At 33.9% G+C, this 25,665-nt stretch carries 23 protein-coding genes; 15 read left to right on the top strand and 8 right to left on the bottom strand.

The window, feature by feature from the left end; translation table 11 throughout:
* Positions 1-204: 204 nt before the first annotated feature.
* From VIO64_RS01390 to VIO64_RS01355, 8 genes are all read right to left on the bottom strand, one after another.
* A complete protein-coding gene (locus VIO64_RS01390) occupies positions 205-894 on the bottom strand; it encodes a CvpA family protein (protein WP_331914481.1) in 690 nt (229 codons plus the stop codon).
* Positions 895-918: 24 nt separating this feature from the next.
* A complete protein-coding gene (locus tag VIO64_RS01385; RefSeq protein WP_331914479.1) occupies positions 919-2,148 on the bottom strand; it encodes a DUF5711 family protein in 1,230 nt (409 codons plus the stop codon).
* Positions 2,149-2,285: 137 nt separating this feature from the next.
* Positions 2,286-3,329 (bottom strand): hypothetical protein, encoded by a 1,044-nt coding sequence (locus tag VIO64_RS01380; RefSeq protein ID WP_331914477.1) that lies wholly within the window; start codon positions 3,327-3,329, stop codon positions 2,286-2,288.
* A 161-nt stretch (positions 3,330-3,490) separates the two neighbouring features.
* Positions 3,491-4,888, bottom strand: a complete 1,398-nt coding sequence (locus VIO64_RS01375) for a DUF4340 domain-containing protein (RefSeq protein ID WP_331914475.1) — start codon at positions 4,886-4,888, stop codon at positions 3,491-3,493.
* Entirely contained in the window at positions 4,885-6,297 is a 1,413-nt protein-coding gene (locus VIO64_RS01370; protein WP_331914473.1) for a GldG family protein, read from the bottom strand. Before VIO64_RS01370 ends, VIO64_RS01375 begins: the two co-directional genes overlap by 4 nt.
* Positions 6,298-6,302: 5 nt before the next feature.
* Positions 6,303-7,034, bottom strand: a complete 732-nt coding sequence (locus tag VIO64_RS01365) for an ABC transporter permease (protein WP_331914471.1) — start codon at positions 7,032-7,034, stop codon at positions 6,303-6,305.
* A 1-nt stretch (position 7,035) separates the two neighbouring features.
* Positions 7,036-8,064 (bottom strand): ABC transporter ATP-binding protein, encoded by a 1,029-nt coding sequence (locus VIO64_RS01360; protein ID WP_331914469.1) that lies wholly within the window; start codon positions 8,062-8,064, stop codon positions 7,036-7,038.
* Positions 8,065-8,362: 298 nt separating this feature from the next.
* Positions 8,363-11,020, bottom strand: a complete 2,658-nt coding sequence (locus VIO64_RS01355) for a calcium-translocating P-type ATPase, SERCA-type (protein WP_331914817.1) — start codon at positions 11,018-11,020, stop codon at positions 8,363-8,365.
* A 491-nt stretch (positions 11,021-11,511) separates the two neighbouring features.
* Here VIO64_RS01355 and VIO64_RS01350 point away from each other — a divergent pair, with 491 nt between their 5' ends.
* The 15 genes from VIO64_RS01350 to VIO64_RS01280 all read left to right on the top strand — a co-directional run bounded on the left by VIO64_RS01350 (position 11,512) and on the right by VIO64_RS01280 (position 25,558).
* Positions 11,512-13,251, top strand: coding sequence for an ABC transporter ATP-binding protein (locus VIO64_RS01350; RefSeq protein WP_331914815.1), 1,740 nt, complete (start codon positions 11,512-11,514; stop codon positions 13,249-13,251).
* Positions 13,232-13,657: a hypothetical protein gene (locus VIO64_RS01345; RefSeq protein WP_331914467.1), complete on the top strand. Its 426-nt coding sequence runs from the start codon at positions 13,232-13,234 to the stop codon at positions 13,655-13,657. The genes VIO64_RS01350 and VIO64_RS01345 overlap by 20 nt, the downstream gene beginning before the upstream one ends.
* 17 nt (positions 13,658-13,674) lie before the next feature.
* Entirely contained in the window at positions 13,675-13,890 is a 216-nt protein-coding gene (locus VIO64_RS01340; protein ID WP_331914465.1) for a hypothetical protein, read from the top strand.
* Positions 13,891-13,963: 73 nt separating this feature from the next.
* Positions 13,964-14,806: a type II CAAX endopeptidase family protein gene (locus VIO64_RS01335; RefSeq protein WP_331914463.1), complete on the top strand. Its 843-nt coding sequence runs from the start codon at positions 13,964-13,966 to the stop codon at positions 14,804-14,806.
* A 35-nt stretch (positions 14,807-14,841) separates the two neighbouring features.
* Positions 14,842-15,147 (top strand): PqqD family peptide modification chaperone, encoded by a 306-nt coding sequence (locus VIO64_RS01330; RefSeq protein WP_331914461.1) that lies wholly within the window; start codon positions 14,842-14,844, stop codon positions 15,145-15,147.
* On the top strand, positions 15,140-16,483 hold the full coding sequence (locus tag VIO64_RS01325; RefSeq protein ID WP_331914459.1) for a B12-binding domain-containing radical SAM protein: 1,344 nt from the start codon (positions 15,140-15,142) through the stop codon (positions 16,481-16,483). Before VIO64_RS01330 ends, VIO64_RS01325 begins: the two co-directional genes overlap by 8 nt.
* Positions 16,484-16,702 (top strand): hypothetical protein, encoded by a 219-nt coding sequence (locus tag VIO64_RS01320; protein WP_331914457.1) that lies wholly within the window; start codon positions 16,484-16,486, stop codon positions 16,700-16,702.
* Positions 16,686-18,098, top strand: a complete 1,413-nt coding sequence (locus VIO64_RS01315) for a radical SAM/SPASM domain-containing protein (protein WP_331914455.1) — start codon at positions 16,686-16,688, stop codon at positions 18,096-18,098. The genes VIO64_RS01320 and VIO64_RS01315 overlap by 17 nt, the downstream gene beginning before the upstream one ends.
* Positions 18,099-18,125: 27 nt before the next feature.
* The gene (locus VIO64_RS01310; protein ID WP_331914453.1) at positions 18,126-19,475 is read left to right on the top strand and encodes an aspartate aminotransferase family protein; all 1,350 of its coding nucleotides are present in this window, start codon (positions 18,126-18,128) and stop codon (positions 19,473-19,475) included.
* A 23-nt stretch (positions 19,476-19,498) separates the two neighbouring features.
* A complete protein-coding gene (locus VIO64_RS01305; protein ID WP_331914451.1) occupies positions 19,499-21,880 on the top strand; it encodes a B12-binding domain-containing radical SAM protein in 2,382 nt (793 codons plus the stop codon).
* A gap of 19 nt (positions 21,881-21,899) precedes the next feature.
* Positions 21,900-22,682 carry a class I SAM-dependent methyltransferase gene (locus VIO64_RS01300; RefSeq protein ID WP_331914448.1) on the top strand — a complete coding sequence of 261 codons (783 nt, stop codon included), beginning with the start codon at positions 21,900-21,902 and terminating at the stop codon, positions 22,680-22,682.
* A 24-nt stretch (positions 22,683-22,706) separates the two neighbouring features.
* On the top strand, positions 22,707-23,357 hold the full coding sequence (locus VIO64_RS01295; protein ID WP_331914446.1) for an ATP-binding cassette domain-containing protein: 651 nt from the start codon (positions 22,707-22,709) through the stop codon (positions 23,355-23,357).
* 12 nt (positions 23,358-23,369) lie between these two features.
* Complete coding sequence (locus VIO64_RS01290) at positions 23,370-24,536, top strand: ABC transporter permease (RefSeq protein ID WP_331914444.1); 1,167 nt, start codon at positions 23,370-23,372, stop codon at positions 24,534-24,536.
* Between the two features lie 42 nt (positions 24,537-24,578).
* Positions 24,579-24,767 (top strand): DUF4177 domain-containing protein, encoded by a 189-nt coding sequence (locus VIO64_RS01285; RefSeq protein WP_331914442.1) that lies wholly within the window; start codon positions 24,579-24,581, stop codon positions 24,765-24,767.
* A 62-nt stretch (positions 24,768-24,829) separates the two neighbouring features.
* Entirely contained in the window at positions 24,830-25,558 is a 729-nt protein-coding gene (locus VIO64_RS01280; protein WP_331914440.1) for a B12-binding domain-containing radical SAM protein, read from the top strand.
* The last annotated feature ends 107 nt before the right edge of the window (positions 25,559-25,665 follow it).

The raw sequence follows: 25,665 nt of genomic DNA, 5'->3' as shown, positions 1-25,665 counted from the left end.
TCACTTTCCAGTTCTATATTTAAATAGTCCTCTCTCTTATTGTATACATTAGACATTAAAACAATAGCCGGGGGTTTGACCCGGCTAATTATTAACCCAGAAATAATCTGGAATTTATATTAAAGATATTTTACTACGATTTATATAACCCTGTCCAGTGTTTTTAGTAGATTTATGGTTTTCCCAGTATTTGTTTTATCCAGGTTATCCCTTTCCTGATAACAGGTTAAATATGAAATTATGCTCAAAGATATATTTAGCTACAACTGAACCTTCCAAAGAATCGAATAGGCCTTTAAAGCTAGGTGCCGCACTGAATATCATTAATATTGTAAATATTATATAGACAGTAAGAAAGCCTTCAACTCCTCCGAATGCAAATCCCCCAACCTTATCGACCTGTTTGAAGACTGGCAGCTTTGATATTTCCCCCAGTATGAACTTTGCAAATACCAGTATGACCCTTACCAATACATATAAAAGAATCATGCTTATAACGTAAATTACGATTTTGGTCATTTCTTCACTTATAATATTATTTATCTGCTGTAAATCTATAAGCTTGGTAGGGTCGGGAAACTTACTCTTTATTACATCCTTTAAGAATCCTGGTACATTCAGGCTTTCCACCACTTTGTCAGCCACAGCATTTTTCGCTCCTGCTAAAGTTCCTGACTGTTGAAGTATCAAGGTATCAAGTATCTTTTCTTTTATCTTGTCATGCAATGCTGTTCCCATCAAAAACTTGGAGACATACGGATAGAGTAGAAATGCCAGCACCAAAGAAATTACAAAAGACAGCAATTTGAATACGCTCATAATAAATCCCTTAGACATACCATAAACTGCAAACCCCAAAATTATTCCTATAACTACCAAATCACACCAATTCATTTTATCCTCCTGTAATGCTTATCTCTATAAATGTATATTGTTTATAATTAAACTGTCTTTACAAACTAAGACAGCTTTTTGCCTGCTTATAAAATGCACATCGGAAATATTTGTTTTTGAATCAAACTTGCCTAGAAGTTTACCCTTGCTGTTTATATAATATACAGAAGTTCCTGTATTAACGGCAACGATTCCATTATATGTCTTTATGTTTTTTACCCTCATGTCTGTGGAATAAATCACACTCTTCTCCCCATCCTCATTAATAAGAGTTATATCTGTTTTATTCCCTGTTATCTTTCCCGAACTATCCATATCACTTAATGCAGCAACAATTGAATCTCCTGTCAATAAATCTCCGCATATCACGCTTTTGTTGGTTAGTTTTTGTACCCATTTTGTCTTTCCTTTATCATCAAACAAGTAAACACTGGAATCTCCAACTGCTGCCAAATCGCCATTATCAAAGAATCCAACAATAGGGAACAAGGAAGTCTCCCCAGTATCAAGGGCATTTTTTATATCCTTGCTAAAATCGTCCAATATAACCACAGCTTTGGATTTAACTCCTGAAGCATCGAATCCGTTAATCACCAAATTATCGCCTTTAGGTGATACTTCTGACATAAAAACAAACCTTTTGGCCATCTTTTTTGTGATAACCACCCTGCCGCTTTTATTTATAATTGTAACTGCACCCCTGTAGCCTTTCTCCTCTCTGACAACGGATACATATCCCGCTTCGTTTACATCGGCGTTTATAATGTTACCGGTCATCTTCTGGCTCCACTTAAGTGTCTTGCCTGAAAGCAGATAAACATCTTTGCCTCCTAGATCCGCTACCATTATATAGGAACCGGCACTCTTCACAATTGGGTTTCCAGCATATACCGAGACGACCCACTGTTCCTCACCATGTTCATTCAAAGCTTTTACTCTGTTCTTAACGCTCTCGATAATTAGGCCTTTACAGGTAGTAAAAACATGCTTCTCATTTGCACCGAACTCTATTTCCTTGGCAATTTTATTGCCGCCGTTATTTCCCGTTATATCCATTAACTCACTTACTATATCTTTAAAGCTCATGTTTTCAATGTCAACATTTTTGCTTTTTAAATACATGAATGCAGATGTACCTACTACTACTAAGACAAGAACCAGAAATACAGCAAAATTTCTAAGCTTTAAGCTTCCTCCTCCTGCCCTATCCGTATACACAACCTTACTGCCCTTATCTTTTTCGGAATGTTTCATAATTTATTTCTCCGATTTTCTTTTGTAATAATTTATTATTTTATCATACTTCTGTAATAATTTATTATTTTACCACACACTACAGCATAATTTCAAAATTTCTTTAAGTAAAGTTGTGTACAATTAAATAACTTACCCTAGGCCTTCTTGAATTCTTGAAATAAAATTGCAAATACCATAAACAAACCTATATAACCAAAAGTCGTGTAAAGAGAAGCTATAAGGTTTGTAAACCCGAAGCAGGAAACAGGAATAATCAGTATGCAGGTCAGAACCGTTATCAGCTTTCTGTTTATCTTAACTTTACTTCCTATTCTGTCAACCAGGCAATATCCGGAAGTTACTGCAGATGAAAACATTGCCAGCCATAATATAAAGGTATAAAAGCTGGTAAAATAAGCACCGTATTTTTCCAAAATAGTTAGTATGGGAAAATCCTTGCCTGAAACTTCAGAGTAAAAAATATTGATAACTGTATTTAGCAAAAGTGCTACTGCACATAATGACACTCCACCTAGAATTCCTGCTAAAACCCCTGTTTTTCTTGTTTTGAGGTAAGGAAGCATGTTAGACATTACAACAACTGACATAATACTGTTATAGCTTACATATATGAGGGAAGATAAAACCCAGTTATTTGTAATACCCTTTAAAGTACCTGTCATACTAAATACTGATGAGTCTCTAAATATTATAACATAAAACCCTGTAAAAACTATTCCCAGAATAAGAATGGGAGTTATTAAACTGCTTAATGCCACTATTCCCCTGATATCTGTCAGCATAAGCAGCATGCAGACAAAAGCCATTATCGTTACTCCTAGAGGTAAAGAAAAACTCAGTTTATCGGATAATATGCTGCCAAGCCCAGCTACCATTATGCTTAACACAGAAAACATAAACAGTGTCACCACAATATCCATAACCCTTCCAAAAACCCATCCCACAGTAGGGTATAGGAACTCTTCGTAATTCTTTATTCTTCCTATGTAAACCCTGTCAAGAACAAACCAACCTACTATGGCAAATAATACTCCGGCAGCCACTATGCCATAGAATCCGCCTTTGTAATAGCCAGAGAAAAACCTGGCAATCTCCTGCCCTGAAGCAAACCCTGCCCCTATTATTGTCGTCACATAGATGCTTGCAACTTTATAAATGTTTTTTATTTCCTCACTCAAAAAAACACCCCAGACATAAGAAATATTTCAATATAATTCTATGTGGGACTGTTTAATTAATTCTAATTAATTTTAACATATTATGATTTTAAAAAAACTAAAACCCTTTAAATTAAAGGGTTTTAGTTTTTATATTAAGTGTGAATCTGTACTTTGTCTTATTACTTGCTGTCAAGTGATTCAAACAGTTTCCTGAGAGAATCTTTTGCACCACCAGGCATATCGAATTCCATCTTTGATACAATCTTGCCCGTGAACTTCCCATTAATCACAGCATAATAGGTTGATGTATCCTTAGGAATATACTCAACAGTAACTTTACCCGGTGCCTTTTTCAAGTTATAGGTGAAGGTAATTTCAGGCTTTCCTGGAGGAACAGCTTTATTTTCAGCATCAAGATCGATAAAACCGATTCCGATTATTGCCCTGTACAATACCCTTACAAACACTTCTCCCTGCTGGTTCTTTTTGTTTGCCTCTTTACCGTTTACAAAGAATTTATCCTTATCGGTATCCTTCTTTTCATCCAGCTGGAGCTTGACTTGTGTAGTCTTACCATCCATATCAATTGTAAAATCATTTACATCGTATATGTCAGGACAGTAAACCAAACCTTCAACCAGTTCTTTAAGCGGTAAGTCAAGGTAATTTAAGCTTGAAACAGGAAGAATATAAACTGTATCGCTGCCTTCAAGCTTTCCATATATCTCTTGACCCTTTATAATCTCAGAGCCCAGATAGAGCTTTTTGATTCCTTTTTTTGTATCAAGAGTCATAACATAAGATGGTTTATCAAGGCCAAATTCTGCAAGATCCTTTGGCTTATCCTCTTCGATTGAATTTGCTGTCAAATTTGGGATCCCGTTCAAATAAGGCTCCAATTTGTTTGAATTTGCCGCACCTTCCAAAGGCTCAGTCAGATACCATTTTTTATCACTGTCAAGTTTAACCTTGAAAGCCACTTTTCCCTGACGTTCAAGAGTTAACGAATTGATATCTTCTGTTGTCATATCAAATAGCACCCTCTGCCAGAAAAAGTACTTGGAGACCTTAAAGGAGCTTACGCTGTACTTGTCTACAAGATAAACAGTATTTGATCCCTTGGTTTTTACATAGGTACCATCATCTGTCGGTGTATTAGCACCTATCTCAATAACCTGCTCCTTACCATCCTTTGTTTTCACAGAAACTATGGCCGGTGTATCAAGACCGTATGTCTTTAAATCAGTTGCATTTTCTTCAATAACCCTTGTCGCATTTATAGAATTGGCATTATTAGCCATGTTCTCAGTTTCTATTTTACTGTAATTGACCCCTGCAGGATAAGTCAGCACCCAGTCAGTTCCTTTATGGGTTACAGTAAACTTATTACCTTGATTTTCAATAGTATATTCTGTAATATCATCTTTCTTGGCATCCATTAATGGTATGAGATTCGATGTAGGTTCTGCCTGAACATTCTCCTCATTGTCTTTTTTAAATACACTAACAGCTACCAAAGCACCAACTAAAACAACCATTACTACTGCAAGAATAATAACATTCTTGAACGTTCTCATAAATGCCTCCTCCTAAGCCATACGAAGGTACCCAATCCAAATATCAGAAGTGGTATGGCACCAACCAGTATTATACCGGTGATGTTTGCATTGGTTTGAGAAATGGTAATTGTTTCTAAATTGAGGCTCTTTGGCGGTATGCCCATATCATCCTTGTTCTGAATAAGCCATCCCATGCAAACCGCTAGAATCTGGTATGTGTTTTGGTTAATGTACTGATCCTTAAACATTGAGGCGTTACCCCACACCATTATTCTGCTGTCCTGCATGCCTCCGGTATATTCTGCAGCAACTACAACATCCAAAGGACCGTTTATATCTTTTCCTTTTGATTTGTCAATCTGCATACCCACTGCTTGTTCGGATGTCTTTGCAAGTGATACAATTTCAAGGCCTTCCTTCACTGTTTTCAAAATATTGATACTTCTTGAATTCGGCATATTTATGGCATACTGGCCTGCAGGTATTTCCCCTAAAATAGCATTTGATTCAAGGAATACCAATAGGTTGTTTGCATCTCCCGATACATACCTGTTTTTATCCCCTTCTTTAACCTTGTCATAATTGAGGCTAAAGTTGTACTGGCCTAATATCTTGTCAAATGCCGGCAGATTTTGATTTGGTACAACCGGATCAAACGCAAAGAATATTTTACCGCCCCTATCAAGATAGTCGGTAACCTTTTTTGCTTCATCAGTTGATAAATCTGATTTAGGAGCCATAACAAATATTAGCTCACAGTCATCTGGAACTTTAGGTTCTGTCTGGAGATTCAATGCTTTGGTATAATATCCGCCGCCTTCTACTGCTATTCTGATCTGGTTGAATTCTTCAACAAGTAAATTTTCGTTGTGACCTGTAGTGTAATATATTGTTGGTGTCTTGTCACTGCTAACCCTCTTTATAGCGGTAGTTATATAGTTTTCAACCAACAGGCTTGTATCCTGACCCATTTGGGTGGACTGGGAATAAGTAATGCTGGCTGCAGGTATAACGTCCAGCTTCTTGCCGCTGGATACTAAAATATCTCCCTTTGCAATTGTTTTTGTTTTCTGAGGATCGAGCTGATTGATTATACCTGGATCCTTATCAACATCAACATATTTTATAGCAATTTTAGGTGATGCATTCTTGTACTGCTTAAGAAGCTCATTAACTATTGCATACGTATCTCCGCTTTCAATTTTGGTATTATCATATAATCCATATATGGTAACATCCTTTGTAAGCTTCTGAACAAAATCTACGGAAGTCTTATTCAAGCTATATATTTTGTTAGTTGTTAAATCCCATTGGATATCAAGTCTGATCACAATAAGATTTACAATTATTGCAATTGCAATAACTATCACAGCAGTCAATAATGCCGCTGCACCATATTTAAAACTCTTTGAGTTTTTATTTGTCATTTTTATCACCCCTGACTCCAACGTCTTTTTTCAATTATCAAAAATGTTATAACAATCAATGTTACAGTAACACTTGCAAAGTAAGTCATAGTACCCAAACGGAATATCCCGGAAGAAAGGTCTGTAAATCTTTCAAAAAGTGAAACCCATCTGAGAATTTCAGTTACAACTCCTCCAAAGGTACTTGCAAATATACCTGTTATAAAAAGGAAGAACATTGATATAAAACTTATAATTGCAGCTATAATCTGATTCTCTGTCAATGCTGAAGCTAACAAGCCAATTGAAATAAGACATGAACCAAAAAGTATAAAGCCAACATAACCACCTATCATCTGTGGTGTGAATGCTCCTTTGAATATGACAATAACAAGTGGGAAAGCCAGCGTAAGTGCAGTCATAGCAAGGAAAAGAGTATATGCTGCTAAAAACTTACCGATTACAATACTGGAAATCTTACTTGGTGATGTAAACAGAAGGACCTCTGTACCGTTTTTTCTTTCTTCCGCATACATTCTCATTGTCAATATTGAACTAAACATAATGAGTATCAATGAAAAAATCGGTTCCCTAAACATCCATGACAATGTTCCATAACTATTATTCAGATTTATAAGGAAAAATAATATAGATGATATAAACATAAAGAGGCCAAGTATAATATAAGCCATAGGGGAATTAAAATAAGACCTTGTCTCTTTTTTATAAACACTTACTACATTTGATAGATACCCCATCCTATTCAACCTCCTTCTCTTCAACAGGATTTTCGACAGCCTCTTCAACCTCTTGGGCTGCCTTATCCGATTCAACAACATCTTTTGTTAGAACCACATCGTTTCTTGTAATCTGCAGGAATACATCCTCAAGAGACATATCCATTGCTTTAAGCTCCATAATAGGATATCCTGCTTTTGCCAGTTCAAAGAACATAGGCTTTCTTATATCTGCTTCTCTGATTGACTCAATTACAAAACTACTTATGTCGCTATTTTTAGTGGAAGTTGTTTCAACTTTATTTACTCCATGCAGTCCTTTTATAATATCCTTTACAGACTCTTCAGGTCCTGCAACAGCTACAGTATATCTCGCATCGGCATCCATAGCCTTTGAAAGATTTTCAGGGGTATCAACAGCAGAAATTCTTCCCTTGTTAATAATTACTACTCTCTCACAAACCGCACTTACTTCAGGTAGAATATGTGAACTTAATATTATTGAATGTTCCCTGCCAAGTGCCTTTATCAGATTTCTTATTTCAATTATCTGTTTAGGATCAAGACCAACTGTAGGTTCATCAAGGATCAGAACCTCCGGTGAGCCAATTAAAGCTTGTGCAAGGCCTACCCTTTGTTTGTAACCCTTTGATAGGTTTTTGATAATCCTGCCTCTTACATCACCGATTTTAACCAGATCCATTACATCATCCAACTGATTTTTTCTAAGACTCTTTTTGACAAACTTCAAATCGCATACATAGTTCAGATATTCCTTTACAGTCATATCCATATAAAGCGGCGGCTGCTCAGGCAAATACCCAATCCTTTTTTTTACCTCCACAGGCTCTTCCATAATATCATAACCGCACACCTTCACCGACCCACTGGTAGGCGGTATATAACCGGTTATAATATTCATGGTAGTGCTCTTACCGGCACCGTTCGGACCAAGAAATCCCAGAATTTCTCCCTTTTCAAGAGTAAAACTCAGATCTCTAACGGCATTAACATTTCCGTACCGCTTAGACATGTTTTGAATTTCAATCATCTTAATGTATTCCCCCCTGTATATAATAATATTAAGTTTTTCTTAAGAAAACAGAGACCTGTCACAATTATCTCAAAAGAATTTTAATAAATTGTGAACAAATTGTTACTATTGCTCATACTTGTCCATTATATAGGTTTCTCAGTTTTTTTTCAAGAGTATAACAACAACCTTGGTTGTTGTCGTGAGAAATTGTGGTATAACATGCATCACAATTTCCTGGCATAAAAAAACATCCAACCGCTAAATAACTGCCCTTAGGCACTATAGCAGCTGGATATTTCAATTTGGTCAAACCTTATTTTCTTCTCGGTTCTTTATTTACCCTTAAGAAGCTTGAAAGTACAGGACCTAAGGATGAGAACCCCAATATCAATGCCCAGTCATTAATGTTTAGGGGCACAGTCTTGAAAACGCTCTGGAAAACAGGCATGTATACTACACCAAGAATCATAATTAAAGAACACAAAACAGATAAAACCAGTGGTATATTGTTGAATAACGGTATCTCAAATATATTTTTCCTCTCCGACTTACACTCAAATACATGTATAAGCTGAGTTATGACCAGTGTAACAAAGCTGGCCGTTCTAGCACCCTCAATGCTTCCTGTGAAATGCAGTACACTGACAAAAACTGCAAGTGTGCTCAATCCTATAAGAGTTCCCCTGAAAAGTATCAACTTGAGAAGCCCGTTTGAAAAAATATTTTCTTTAGCTCCCCTTGGCCTTCTCCGCATTATATCTCTTTCCGGCGGATCCAAACCAAGTGCTATGGCCGGCAGTCCATCGGTTACTAAGTTAACCCACAGTATCTGTATCGGCAGCAATGGAATGGGAAGGCCTACAAGCATTCCTAAAAACATGGTAAGAACTTCACCAAGGTTACATGACAGCATGTATCTGATAAATTTCCTTATATTATTATAAATTACGCGGCCTTCCTCCACAGCTGCAACAATTGTTGCAAAATTATCATCCATAAGTATCATGGCAGAGGCTTCCTTGGTGACATCAGTTCCGGTTTTACCCATTGAAACACCTATATCAGCTTCCTTAACGGCAGGAGCATCATTTACTCCATCACCTGTCATAGCAACAACATGCCCCAGCTTTTTCAACGCCTTTACTACCATCAGCTTGTGCTTTGGAGATACTCTTGCATAGACCGAAACCTTATCTGCAACCTTCATAAGTCCGCTGTCGCCTAATTCATCAAGCTCAGCACCAGTAAGCACCCTATCACCGTCCTGTAGGATACCTATCTCCGCTGCAATAGCTGCTGCGGTTATTTTATGATCTCCTGTTATCATGACAGTTTTTATCCCTGCCATCTTGCACTTATACACTGCCTCCTTAGCTTCTGTTCTCGGTGGGTCTATCATACCTATAAGTCCTGCAAAGGTTAGGTCCCTTTCAATTTCATTCTTATTGTACCTGGCTGTGCCTAGTTTTTTGAATGCAACTCCCAAAACCCTAAGGGCATCTCTGGCCATTTTATCATTCATGCTTAAAACTTCATTCTTATATGCAGAGTTTATTTTTTTGACTCCAGAAACCTCGTTGATATTTGAGCATTTATCTAGTATTATATCAGGTGCCCCTTTTGTAAACACATAACGCTCTCCGTTTTTCAGTTCACAAATAACTGACATACATTTCCTGTCAGAGTCAAATGGTATCTCATCAATTCTCTTATATGAGCTGCTCAATTCATTTTCGCTGATCCCCACATTTATAGCTGCTTCTAAAAGAGCTATTTCAGTGGGGTCTCCTCCAAACTTTATCTCCTGTTTCGAGAAAAGGTTCTTTATTTTCTTTATCCCCCGCTCCTTTTCCTGCTGATTATTTATTATGACAGCATTGTTACATATCCCACCTATCTCAAGAACAAACTTTGATGCAGTATCAATGCTGGACTTATTAAGATCAACAATATCCTTTTTGCGGTTTCTGTCCGCCCACGTGTATATACTCCGCACAGTCATTCTGTTTTGGGTAAGCGTACCAGTCTTATCTGAGCATATGACGCTTGCACAACCTAAAGTCTCAACAGCAGGCAGTTTTCTAATAAGTGCATTTCTTCTCATCATTTTTTGTACACCAAGTGCTAAAGCAATCGTCACTATAGCAGGAAGTCCTTCAGGCACTGCAGCAACTGCAAGGCTTATTCCGGACAAAAGCATGGTAAATAGCTTCTCTCCCCTTATTATCCCTGTAATCGATACAATGGCACAAATTATAATACACCCGAATACTATGTATTTACCAAGGTCGGCAAGCTTCTTTTGAAGCGGGGTTTCTTCTGATTCTATATTCTGTATCATATCGGCAATCTTACCCATTTCGGTATTCATTCCCGTAGCCTGAACTATTGCTTTCCCTCTGCCCCTTGTTATTACGGTGCCCATATAAATAAAGCTTTTCTTTCCTTCCGGATCATCTTTACTGTCATGAGATTTGTCTACTGGAACCGACTCACCTGTCAAAAGCGACTCATCCACCTGTAGACTATTGATCTGAATCAGCTTGGAGTCGGCAGGAATCCTGTCACCTTCCTCCAAAACCAACAGATCTCCGGGAACAATTCTATCCGCAGGTATATTATCCATGGTTCCATCCCTAATTACCTTGGCTGTAGGTGCGGTAAGCTCCTTTAAAGCATTCATTGTCTTTTCTGTTCTAAATTCCTGCAGAAAGCCCAAAACCGAATTTAGTATTACAATAGCAATTATCGTAATAGCTTCCGTAATTTCACCCATAAAAGCCGAAATAATTGTGGCAGCAATAAGAATCAGTACCATAAAGTCAGTAAATTGCTCAAAAAACATCCTAATGGCTGAAGCTTTCTTTTTCTCTGCAAGAGAATTAGGGCCATGTATTAAAAGAAGCTTTTCTGCCTGCTTGCTGCTTATTCCTTTATAGGTATCTTTAGAAAATGGGTTTTCTTTTGACAAAGCCTTTGACGGTAAACTATTTGTAGTTTTGTTTAGCCGTATTGTTTCCCTCAATACATAACACTCTCCTTTTAGTTTTGTTATCTTTTATCTGTGCTGGTTTTAGTATTTCAGTTAAATTTCTGTCTATCAGTCCTATTTCTATGCACAAAAACCATTAATAGACCAAAATAATGAACCGCAAACAAATAGCGACATTTTATTTAAAAATAATCATCCCACACTGCATCAAATAATTCTCAAACTTTGTTATTATAGGGAATTTAGTAATTTTATTAACATTATTGACTTTTTTTGTATATTAAGTTAATATTGTTTTATGCATATATTTTTTGTATATATTTCATCTTTTTATATTATTTGTAATTTAGGGGCTCTATTAGTTTTTCAAAATAAAAACCCCATATGTATATAAAAAAGTGCTTGTATTTATCAGAATTTTGCGATCTTAATATCGCAAATTGAAATGAGTGAAAATATTGAAAAACACAATGTTAAAATGTATAAAATACTTTAAGTACCTTAAACCCTATTTAAAATACGAAGTATTAATCTTTATCTTAATATCAATGAGCTCGGTTTTGGCTTTGGCTAATCCAATATTATTAAAAGTAATTATTGATAGAGTTCTAATATTAAGGGAATTGTACTTGTTAAAGTATGTTATAGTCGCTTTGTTTATTTTCTATATCATAAATACACTAATAATGTTTTGTAACGGCTTTTTTAATACTTATGTCGGACAAATTATTTCCTTAAAAATAAGACAAGATTTACTTTCACATATACAAAAAATAAAAGTAAGCAATTTTTTCGATAGTGAGACTGGAGATTTTATCAGTAAAGTTATCGAAGACGTATCCACTATTACCAATTTTATGTCAGTAACTTTAATATCCACTCTTAACGATACACTTAATTTGCTTGCCACCGCTATTTTTATGCTTTATTTTAGTCCTAAGTTAGCATGTATTGCTTTCATTTTAGCGATTGTACAGTTTCTTATTTCACTTAAGTTTTCTATTTACATAAGAACAGTACAAGAAAAAACAAGAGAGAATTCATCAATACATTTTAGCTTTCTTAAGAGAATATTTACCGGCATAAAATCTATTAAAGCTTTTAATAGTGCAAAACACAATGATATTAATTATACAGCCATATTAAGAAATATCCTGAACTTAAACTTTAAATATTTCTATTCATACTACGGATATAGTACTTGTATGTCATTTGCATCTTTTGTTGGATCGGTCTTAATATTCTCTTTGGGAGTGTTCGAGATATATAAAGGCAATTTATCAGTAGGTGCACTTTTTGTATTTGATATGGTATCAGAAAGGTTTTATCAGTTTACTAATAATCTGGTTAACTTAAACATAAATTTCCAAAACTTTACTGTGGCAATTAATAGGACTGAGTCAATATTTTCTTTAGAAAAAGAAACAAATGCAGGAACCCTTAAAAACACTATTGATAGCTCAATTGAATTCCAGGGCGTTACATTTTCATACGAAAGAGATTCTAATAAACCAATAGTTACTAACCTATCATATAAATTTGAAACAGGAAAAACCTACGCATTAGTTGGTGCAAGCGGTTGCGGCAAATCCTCCCTACTTAGTCTGATGTTGAAATTTTACAATCCTTCATCTGGAAAAATACTAATAGGCGGAAAAGATATCGACAGTCTTGATCTAAGGTATTTACGAAATAAGATAAGTATTGTATTCCAGGATTCATTGCTTTTTGACGGTACTATTTGGGATAATATCAGATTTGGCAACAAGAAAGTTACAGATGAACAGGTGAGATCCGCTGCAAAGGTTTGTTGTATTGATGACTTTATCCTTTCACTTCCTGATGGATATGATACTAGAGTGGGCGAGGACGGTGTAAAAATTTCCGGTGGTCAAAAACAAAGAATATGTTTAGCTAGGGCTTTATTAAGAGAATCTGATATTTATATTTTTGACGAGGCTCTCTCAAACTTGGATAAAAAGCTTGAATATGATATTTTTCAAAATTTGCAAAGAAAACTAAAAAACAAAACTCAAATTTATGTTACTCATAACATTAAGCTAATTAGAAATTTACAGAATATTTTAGTTATAAACAGAGGCAATATTGAGCTTGCCGGCGGGCATGAGTTACTAATTCAAAAATCCTTAATTTATCGAGAGCTGTTTACTAAAGGAGAAAATGATTTCAATGAAGAGAAATATGCTTAAAATAAGCACTGCAATATTTTGGGTTATTGTAACTTTAGTTTTAGTAACATCCATACTTTCCTGTTTTTTAAACATCGGGCAGACTTTAGTTACAAAAGGCACCTTCCATAAAAACGAAAATGAGTACTTTTATATATTTGACCACTTGGAAAAAGGTAAAAAGATATTAAATATAGGGGATCAATTAACTTTGAAAAGCGACTTTATGGATAAGCCTATACAGGGCAAGGTTACTGAAATCAGCAACAAGGACATATATGTCGAAGACGGCGTTATTGTGAACTACAAAATACAGATTTCGGATTCCCCACAAAAATATATTGATAATTTATATGAAGTAAAATTGATTTTAAATGATAAAATCAATTTGCTGAAAATGATGCTCAGCAAATTTGTTGAGATATAATGAAAGGAGGTGAAAACATGTTACCAAAGCCAAGTGTTATCAAGATACCAGATGCTTCTAGTGCTTTTATAAGTGGCAAACCTGGTTGTGGATACTATACTGGTTCTTCCCCATGTGTAGATGGTTCTAACTATACTCCGCCGTCAAGCGGTGGATGCAGTTGGACTCTCGGCATAGGAGCCGGTGGTGCCGTAGTAGGTGCTGGAGTAACAGCAGGTATAGTAATCACTTAATTACATATCTAAATTTTTTAGAGGGCAGGTTGTTGATGCCCTCTAACCCCAAAAAAATTATCGGAGCAAAATAATGATTGAAAATATAAAAACCGTAACAACTGAACATAAGACCAGTAAAATTATTTATTTAATATTCTATCTTATACCTTTTGTCTACATAGATATGTTAGGAATCACTTTACTGCTTTCTGCAACAGGGTTGACAATGCTTATGCATTCACAGTTCACAGACACAAGCAAAAGAGACATTAACAAAAAATCCATACTCCTGTTATTAGTAAGTGTATTTATTGCTTATGTCACAATGTTTTTGTTTATTAACGACAAATTTGATAAAGGCTTTTCAATCGGTGGTTTTGAAATACTTCCATCATATACTTTCTTGTTCTATTACTTATTTCCATTGTTGTGGGCCTTCTTCTTAGAAAAAGAGACACTTAAAAGCTTTATTAGGGTTGATAGAAAATTTCTTCTATACATGGCACTTCTCTGCCTTCCAATTATTGCAACCAACTCTTTATGGGTTTTCGATCAGGTATTTTTTGATTTGAATTACTCAATTAATGATTCACTTAAGGAAGTCTATCAAGCTTTTATAATTGCTGCCATAGCTGAAGAATTGTTCTTCAGGGGATTTGTATATAATTCACTTAAAAAGGTTGTAACCGTACCAACTGCACAAGTACTATCCTCTATAATTTTTGCATTTTGGCATTTTAGCCTGATAAAGTCTTTTTTAATAGAGCAAACCCTTAATCCGATTTTAAACATGGTAGAAATATTTGTTTTAGGACTTGTGCTCTCGTTTATATATGAAAGAAGCAAAAGTTTAATTTCCTCAATATTATTTCATGGTTTTATTGATGGTGGTTTTAAATTTGCATTGCTGGCTTTATTTATTATCCAGAAGTAATGTTAAACATTTTTCGAAAGGAATGGGATATATTTATGAATAAGACAGATATTCCAGAGGTAAAAACTCTGAACTGGAGTGTAAAAGATAATGTAGTTATTATAGATATGCTTACAGATAAGGTTTTATTAAATGAAAGTGCAAGCATCGTTTGGAACATGATTAATGGCGTTGACAGTATTGGAGAAATCTTTGACAAATTGAAATTAAAATATGGAGATCAAAACAGCGATGAATCTTTATCTGAAATACTTGAATCGTCAATAAATCTATTTATTGACAATAATGTGCTTGCGTTAAAATCACACAGTGATTTTGATGGGTGGTTGCAATATGAATAAAGTACTATTAATGAACTTACCAATCCAATCTTATTTACAAAAAGAGTTTACAAATGATTCCGGTTACAATCCATCATTAGGATTACTATCTATTGGAACTTGGATGGAACTAAACGGCTATGAACCAATTGTATTAGATTTGTGTTATAACCGAAAAACTTCAAAAGAGCTTTTGCAACTGATTGAGGAAGAAAATCCTATACTTATTGGCATGTCAGTCTATACAGAAAATGTAGATATGGCTATTTCTACTGCCAAAATAATTAAAGCAGCTTTTCCTTCTATTAAAATTGTTTTTGGTGGAGCACACCCAACGCTGGTACCTGATGATATCATAACTTCACAATATGTGGATTTTATAATAAGAAAAGAAGGTGAATCTACATTTTTAGAGTTATGCGAAGCAGTAGTATCTAATGAAAACATTATAAAATTTGATGACATAGCTGGACTGGTTTTTAAAAGAGATAACAAAGTTATTCAAAACAAATTGAGATCTTTTATAACCGATCTGGATATCATGCCACTACCTAAAAGAGAGCTGGCAGGTATTGAAAACTATAAGGATATTATAAACATTTCAACGAGCAGAGGCTGTCCAGGTAATTGTATATACTGTTCAGCTACTGCATTATCAGGTGCTACTTACCGCACAAGAAATATTGATAACGTATTTTTGGAAGTTGTGCTGCTAAGAGTAATTGTAAGGGATAGCTTCCTTAAAATATATATTGTTGATGATACTTTTACAGCTGTTCCTGTAAGGGTTTTACGATTTGCTGACCTTATAAAAAAATATAACCTAAATATATACTGGCATTGCGAATCGAGAGTTGATGTAATGACTGAGGAGTTACTAGATGCTATGACTTCTAGCAGGTGTATAGCTGTTCAATATGGCATCGAAAGCGGCAGTCAGGAGGTTTTAGATAAAATTAGAAAGGGAATTAATCTGGATATAGCTCGAAAGGTTATAGACAGCACATTCAAGAGAAAAATCCTTCCATGCTTGTCATTTATGGTAGGCCACTTTTGTGATACAAAAGAAACAATGGAAGAAACACTAAATTTTATTAAGCATGTGTCCACAAATTATAAAGCTGAAGTAGCATTGTCGTTTAATACACCATTTCCAGGAACCTGGCAATACACTCACAAGGATAAGCTTGGAATGAAATTAGTGACAGATAAATATAAACTGTTTTCATTGCTTGATCCGATTGTAGAAACAAATGCTTTTACAACTAATGATCAACGAGAGATATTTTTCGAAGCAAGGCAATATTTAGCTAGAATAACATCAATTGAAAGAATGCGAAAGGAGATGGTAGATTAAATGACCAACAGATTAATTCTTAGGACAACCTCAAATTTAAGTTTTGCCGGAGAAATATGTAAAAACGAGAAGCTAGAAGGAGAAAATGGTATTTTGATAAAACCTAGCGAAAAATCCGAAATTAAAGTATGGTGTCCGTTAGAAGAAGTTAAATGCATTATTCTTCCTAACGGTCAAATGATAGAAGGAGAGGAATTAAGAAATGGCTATAAACTTTAATGTTAAGTATTTTTTGGATTCTGATTTTGAAATTTCAAATAGAGATGATAATTTCCTGTATATTGATTATAAAAATGCAATATGGCTTAGAACTAACAGTACTGGAAAAGAAATACTTGACTTATGCAATGGAAATTTGTCGCTTGATGAAGTAATAAATACTGTTGCAGAAAAACACAGTTTTACACCGGATATTTTAAAGGTATATTTCTCTGATTTCCTTAAACAAGCATTAGACAACAACCTATTACTGGAATCCAACTCCAACAAACAGATTATTGAGGTTAAATATTCAGCATACCCTGAGGATATATGGATTCACGTTACCGGAACGTGTAACCTTAAGTGTCCATTCTGTTATTCTATTTCTGACGCGGTTAATAATAAAGACTTGGATCACGAGAAAGTTATAGAGTTCCTCCAACAAATTCCCGAAGAAAATAGAATAAACATAATTATTAGTGGAGGAGAGCCATTTTTATACAAACAATTGCCAGAATTTATCCAAAATCTAAAGGCATTGAAATTTCAAAAGATTGTACTTATCACAAATGGTACTGTTGGGGAGGAAGCTTATGAAAGGGTACTGCCTAATATAAACACTCTGCAGATATCAGTTGATGGTACAACGCCTGAATTCCATGATAAAACAAGAGGCCAAGGCTCATTTGTAAAAATGCTTGAAAAGATTAAACTTGCAAAAAAAATCGGAGTACAAAAACTTCTTATATCTTTTACTCCAACAAGTTTTAATATAAGTGATCTGCCCAATTTGCCTAAATTTGTGTTTGAAAACAATATCGATGCAATACATATAACAAGGTTAATGCCAGTTGGAAGAGGCCAATCAAGTATAAAAGATTTATCTCCTTCTGTTGAAGTATATAGGGACTATGTTGGAAAATTCTTAGTAAACTATGACAAACTAAACAGCAATATTTATTACATCCGTGAAACTGAACAAATGTTTATAGATGAGAATGATAAGAGAAAGTTTGTTGAATTGACTTTTGCATCCGACCAGGCAAGTAAAGTAGCAATTAGAGATAAAAGAGTTAACTGCGGTGTGGGTTGTGGTTTATTAAGTATAAACTATGATGGAAATATATATCCGTGCCCCTCATTGCATCATGACGAATTTAAACTTGGCAGCGTTATCAGTGATACTTATGAGGCTACTTTTGAGAGTGGTTTAGCTTTTGCTAAAAGCTGCGGTGTCGATGTAGAATCTTCAGGATGTTTCGATTGCAAGATGAAGTATTTTTGCGGTGGTGGGTGCCGAGCATGTGCATTATCCAATGGCAGCATTACTTCTGATGATCCTATGTGCAATTATTATAAAGAGTCAATCATCGGCAATATGTGGAAATTTAATGCAAATAAGAGCATGGTCTAGTGAACACAAATTAATCGAGGTCTTCAAATGAATACTTTAAATTTAAGAACTGTTATAGACACGGGAAGTGATGTAAATTATCCCGTTTGGCATCCTTTCTCGAACACAACACGAAACTACTTTAGCATGTTAAATATAACAAAAGGCGAAGGCATCTATCTCTACGACATAAATAACAGAAAATATCTGGATGCTTCAAGCGGTTTATGGAACATTTCACTTGGCTATGGAAACAAAAAAATTGAGGATTATATTCTGAAGCAACTGAATAGGCTGCCTTACTGTTCTTTATTTGATTATACAAATCCCACAGTAGTATTGGCAGCAAGTAAAATACTAAGTATTTTGCCGCCCAATATGAAAAAAATTTTCTTTACTTGCTCAGGATCGGAAAGCATTGAACTATCTATTAAAATAATGAGAAAGTTTTGGGCATTAAATGGTCATCCGGAGAAGAAGTTAATAGTAAGCTTAAATGGGTCTTACCACGGTACATATTACGGAAGCATTAGCATAAGCGGAATTGAGCAAGAGTTTGTAAATGATATATCACCCTTGCCTGGAGAAGCTATCTTTATAAATGGTGGAATATGCAGAAAGTGCAAGTGTTCTAACGAATATCCTTCATGTGATTCCAATTGTGTTTATAATCTGGAAGAAATAATTAAAAAGAATATTGATAAAATTGCAGGGATTGTTATTGAACCAATTCTAGCATCAAAAGGAGTCGAAGTTCTTTCAGAAAAATTTATTACCGGAGTATATAATATTTGCCAAAAATACCAACTTCTATTAGCTATTGATGAGGTTGCTGTAGGATTTTTCAGAACCGGTGAATCCTTCTATATAAAAAAATATGGGATAGAACCTGATATCATATGTATGGGTAAAGGAATAAACAGCGGCTATTTGCCTATGGGTGCAGTTTCTGTCAATTCAAGGATTGTTGAGGCCTATAGCAGCACAGATGGTGTTATAACTCATGGTTCTACACAAGGTGGAAATTTATTGTCATGTGCTGCCTGCATCGCTTCCATTGAGCAGTATGAAGTAATGAATATTGGTGCTAATGTAAAGGCAATGGGAGATCATTTAAAAAAACAATTATCAGACAGGTTGTTGTATCATCCTAATGTCGGAGAAATAAGAGGAGAAGGGTTATTGCTGGAGGTAGAGCTCTTTATAAATAAAAATTCCGGTGAGCATCTTACAACAGAACAAATTTGCACTATTCAAGAAATTTTAAAAAACAACGGTCTTATTGTTTATCGTTCAGATGTTGGACTAACTATTCTTCCAATGTTGATTGCAGATAAAGATAATATCAATAATTTAGTTGATATTTTAGACTATACATTTAAACATATCTCTTTTTAGATAAGATTGGAACGGACGAGAATATGCAATTTTATGATTCGGTATTTGTTTATATTAATGTAGTTAACGGTTACATTACTGGAGCAGAGTATCAATTGGACTGTGCCTATATTAGGAGCTATTTGAATAAATTTGATCTCAAAACCATGCAGTATATAAATAAAAATATTAAAAGATATTCGGATATAATAAGAGAACTATCAAGTATTTCATCAAGATCTTATGTTTTTTATATCAACGAATATAACTTTTTCATAAATAAATTAATTATTAATACATTGAGGAAATCAAATCCCAACGTTACAGTTTATGTTTTCGGAGCGTCAGCAAATTATATTGCAAATAATCTATTGGATGAAGTATATATAGATATGTGCTTGATTGACAGCGTTGCCTATTCCTTAAAGGATATACTATTATGCAACAAGGAAATATGGGAAATTAGTAACATAATATATAAAGCTGACAATAAAGTTTATTCTACTGAAAAGAAATACATTGACTATTCACTGGATGATCTGGGACTGCCCTATAGCAGCGGTGTTATCCCTCCTGAAGAAATTCAAAATGTAGGTATGGTTAGTTCTGTAGGATGCTATGGGGAATGCAGCTTTTGTTCTTATGTTAACAGCAAAATGTTCAGAATTCATTCAATTAATAGTATAATTCAAGAGTTGAAATATATAAGTTACTTTATATCTGGTAAAAATACCAAGGTCAGTTTTTTTGATGACTGTTTCTCAGTATCAAAAGAAAGAACAATCGAGCTGTGCAGCAAAATTATTTCAGCAGGTCTTCAGTTTCAGTTTTGGTGCTGCACAAGATCAGATTTACTTACGAAAGATGTAATCGATGCTATGGCCGAATGCAATTTCAAAAATATTGTTATAGGGTTAGAGAGTGCATCTTGCAACACACTCGATAAATTAGGCAAGCTTGGAAAAAATCAAAATGCTGCAGATTATATTTATAACCTCCAAAATATGTTTCACTATGCTACCCAAAAGGGAATCAACCCTTATATAAGCGTTAATTTTGGTTTACCAAATGAAGAACTTTATGACGCTTTAAAGACTATTAATTTTATTAAGAGCAACAATGCCATTAAGAACACTAGTGTATGTTTTACAACTTGCTTCCCTGGAAGTAAAATATTTGAGGAGAGTGCTAATTACCAAATACACAAAGAAACATCTCCAACAATTCTTCCATATCGCACGTACTATAACAATTATGATATGCATCCGGTTTTTAATGAGCTAATAAAAACCGAAATTATAAGCGGTGATTTAAAAGAGAGTCTGATGAAGACATCAGAGCATAAGAAAGAATATATTAGTTATTTTACAGGCATAAACCAAGATCTTAATAGCGTTGGAACAATTAAATTTATTGAGATTAAAGATTTTAATGAAAAAAACAGTGTCTTTATTGATAGGAATATAAGCATAAATGGTAAAGTCATTTCTTATCCTGAAAAGCTAATAATATCAAAGAAAAACCTTTTTTCTGACGATAGAAAGAAGTTGAAGCTTTCAATTAAAATGTATGATGAAAATTTGGAATATGCATATAGAAACGATAGTTATTTACCTACTGACCAAGCTTCCATTATTGAAAAAGGTGAATATACATATATTCAACCCAATAATACATATTTAAATGAGCCTATCAAAATGAAGATCAATAAAATAGATTCTTCACAATCTTTAAGTGAGATTGAAAAGAGAGCAAAAAACTTTTTTAAAAATAGAGTATTGAAGTTCAATGATTTGGAAAACAGCATTTATTTAAATGCATGTATGTTTTCAGGAAAATGTAACATATGTTCAATATTAAGAGTATCTATTGCAGATGAAAATATACTTGGATGCATTAACAAGATAAAAATCGGAACTATTAACGATAGTTATGAAAACATTATTAACGGCATTAATAATATTTTAAAAGAAACATACTCACATCGAAATTGCATCAGCTGCTCAGCATATAACTGGTGTCCTAAGTGTGTCTCCTTGCAGGGGTATATCAGCGACAAAGATTACTGCGATTTTATAAAAAATAATAAACATTTTTGTTTCTATTTAAAAGTAATCGGTTTTTTAAATTTATTACTAACGAATGAAAGCAGTATAGATAATATATATTTTCATATATTTTTAAATAGCATTCATGACGGAATAAAAAATACAAAACCAAGATTTAATTTTCATGAAAATGTTATTCTTATTGAAATAAATAATAATTTTCTGTTATGTAATTTGTTAAACAATAAGGTTATAAAATGCAGAGACATAGAAAAGGACGCTATATTAGGATCTAAAGAACTTAGTACTTTTTTACAATACAATGCACTTTACAACCAACTAAACTACCATGGCTTTATTGGAGCAAATGGAAATTAAGCTATTCTAAGGAGTACATATGGATTATTTCGGATTTTGCAAAGGGATAAAGAACTTAAATCTACCTAATTTGAAAGAGTTGGACGTTTATGAAGGATTCTTTGCTGAATTTTATAATAAATGTGCAAATGAAAAATTTGATATAGACTTGTACCTGAGCCTAGCCAATGTATATGGCAGCAAGGTTTTGGAACTTGCTTGCGGCTCTGGCAGAGTTTTAATACCCTTACTTGAAAATGGTCATGAAGCAACAGGTCTCGACTTATCACAAGATATGCTTAACATACTTCAACGTAAATGCATAGACAAATTTGAGAATGTAAAGCTTGTATGTGCAAACATGGCCGAGTATATTTCTGAAGAAAAATATGACATGGTGATTCTTTCCCAAGGTTCACTATGCTTACTAAAGGACAATGAGGACAGAATAAAAATTTTCCGAAATACATATAAAAATCTTCGAGATGGGGGATTATTTGTTTTCAATTATATAGATTCCTCATTTGAAAATATTACTGTAGGTGAACTGAAGCCCAAATACTTCTTTAGTGCTACTCAAAAGTCGTTCATTATCCTTACTGAAAAAATATGGAATGACAAGTCAAAATCAGTTATTAATCTATATGGCGAAGAGATAACAAGGACAGGAGAAGTCTATAGATATTTAGGAAATACAACTAAATATTTACTTTCCAAATCTCTTATTGATATAATAATCTCTGAAAGTGGTTTTACCAAAATAAAGGATTACACTATAGAAATTCCAGAAGGTATAATGAGATTTGAATTGCTTAAGAAATAAATGAAAACGAGAGGAGATTTATTTGTGCGGGTATCAACGGTAAAGTTAAATAAGTCCTACAAAAAAAAAGGAAAGCAAATTGAAATTATAAAAGATTTCAGTTATGATTTTAAACCCGGAGCATTATATCAAATAAAGGGAGAGTCCGGCAAAGGGAAAACTACATTACTCACTCTATTGTCACTTCTACAAAAACAAGATAGTGGTGAAATATTTTTTAATGATGAATTAGTTAGCTCGTTAAACTATGAAAAAAAATGCAAATTCAGGAGGGAACATATAGGTATAATATTCCAAGATTATAACCTGCTTGATAGTTTAACAGTTATAGACAATATTTGTCTTTTAGATATTTGCGAAAATAAGGTATCTGCAAAAGATGCATATAAAAAAGCAGAAGAAGTACTTTCTCTTTTAAATCTTTCTCACAGATCCCATCACCTGCCCTTTGAATTGTCAGGCGGTGAACAGCAAAGAGTTGGAATTGCAAGGGCAATAATTAAAAACCCGTCTATTCTTATATGTGATGAGCCTGTATCAAACCTTGATATGGAAAATTCAAAAAGGATAGTTGATTTTATAAATGATTATTGTCATAAGAATAATAAATTGGTATTAGTAACGAGCCATAATGAATACTTTGATGATTATGCTGATGAAATCATTAATTTGTAAGGGAGGCATATAATGTTTAGAAAGATATTTATAAACGTTTTATTTGAAAATAAAAAAATACTAATTGCATTTTCTTCAATACTGGTAATTCTTTTTGTTTATATAGGTGTTCAAGTCATGTTTGCGACTTCCCAGTTAACTCAACTTGCAATGCCTGACATTGAAATCACAGGGAAACTAGATAGCGATGGCTTACTTAGGTATAAACTTTATAATGATCAGAGCGGATTATCCAGTAAGCTCAAAGAATTGTATAACAAAGATTATAATATTTACCCTGTAGTCTCCAGAAATATTTTGTCAAATCAAAGTACAACAATGTCCTTTAAAGTTAACTATTGGATATACGGAGTAGAAAATAACTTTTTTGATGATCAACTAAAAGGTTATATAAAAGATGGAAGAATGCCAAAGCCAGGGGAAAAAGAAACACTAATTGGAAATTACGCTGCACATTACTACAAAGTAAAAGTCGGTGACAAAATTAAAATTCCGGTAACATTAAAAAAAGATTATGAAAAGAGTGATATATCTACCTATACAGTTTCTGGAATTTTAGATGACAACATAGATTATTTTAAAGGTGCAATTTTTATATCAAGAGATACCTATGAATCAATAAACAGCAATAAAACCGTAGAGAACCTGGTATTAATTTATTCCAAGAAATCTATAGACAGCAAGGAATACGAAAAAATATACAATTCTTTTATCGGCCTTAAGGCTGACTATAATATTGGGCAAATTAATGCAAACTTTTATCAAAAAGATACATCAAAACGCAATGTTATTATTAATATAATATTTGTATTATTTATGAGTGTTATAATAGTTTTTCTATTATTATCATATCTGATGAAAGGTATTACAAAAAAGATCGGTTTGCTTAAAGCACTGGGTATATCCGACTCATACATTATTAAAACATTCCTGGGAGGGCTATCTGTAACAGTAGTTTTTGCTACTCTCCTATCTATTATTAGTGGTTATATAGTTAAAACCTATATAAACAAAAAGATTAGCGAGTTTTTGGAATTTAGCGTTTCATATTATTCGATAAATAAATATGTGATCCTATTTACATTAGCAATGTCTTTACTTATGTTTATAGTAATATTCGTCATTATAAAATTGAAAAGTTCAAGGATATCTCCAAGAGATGCAATGCTGAAATCGTAAATTTTAAATATTAAATAATAAAAATAAAACGGAGGAAATCTTATGTATGAATATAAAATAATAAGAGTAGAATGCAAAAAAATCGGCACTGCAAATGCAAAAGAAAATTACCATACTATAATTGATGATTATGCTAGCCGCGGCTGGAGATTATTACAACTATTTGCACCTCCGATAGCTGGATACGGTACGGCATCATATATTGAATTGGTCTTTGAAAAACAAGTTTGAGGATTTACGAGTTTTTAGCAATCTACCTCAAGAAATATTACGAGAGGAAGTTTACCCAAATAATGAAAGATTATGAATATACTAAACTTAATACAAAGGCCAATAATATTGTTTTAATCAATTTGCCATCAATGACTTATAAAATTGATGGCATGGAAAAAGAATTTGGATATAATCCTTCATTTGCCCTTATTTCACTTGGCACGTGGCTGGAACTGAATGGGTATCATCCAATCCTTATTGATTTGTGCTGTGAGCATTTATCCAAAGAAGAGATCTTTGGAATCCTGGAAAATGAAAATCCAATTATTGTTGGTCTGTCTGTACATACGGAAAATATAGAACTGGCATTGAATATGGCAAAGCTTATAAAACTATCTTTTCCAAGTGTAAAAATTGTATTTGGAGGGGCACATCCCTCCCTCGTACCTGAAGATATAATAACCTCAGAATACGTAGATTTCATTATTAGAAAGGAAGGTGAGTCTAGCTTCCTTGAACTGGCAGAAGCCATTGTTTCTAATGAAAATACAATTAGCTTTGATAAAATACCTGGTATATTATTCAAAAAATCAGATACAGTAATTAAAAACTCTTTAAGACCCCCCATTACTGATTTAGATTTAATGCCTCTACCAAAGAGAGAGTTTTTTGATATTAACAAGTATTCTTTTGTTGTAAATATAATAACCGGAAGAGGATGTCCTGGAAATTGTGTATATTGTGCTGCAAAATCACTTTCCGGAGCAGAATATCGTGAGCTTGTCCTATCTTCCGTAGAATTTCGGTAGCTTAGTTTTACTTCATTTTTCTCATCCTGCTGACTGTTTACCATGCTCTTCCACCTTTGAAATGCTATTAATAAGGATTGGGAGTAGTTTATATCCCTTAATACGAT

This window comes from Pseudobacteroides sp. (assembly GCF_036567765.1).
Lineage (GTDB): Bacteria > Bacillota > Clostridia > Acetivibrionales > DSM-2933 > Pseudobacteroides.
The sequence above is the reverse complement of the archived record's forward strand: the minus strand, read 5'-3'. Positions and strand labels throughout refer to the sequence as shown.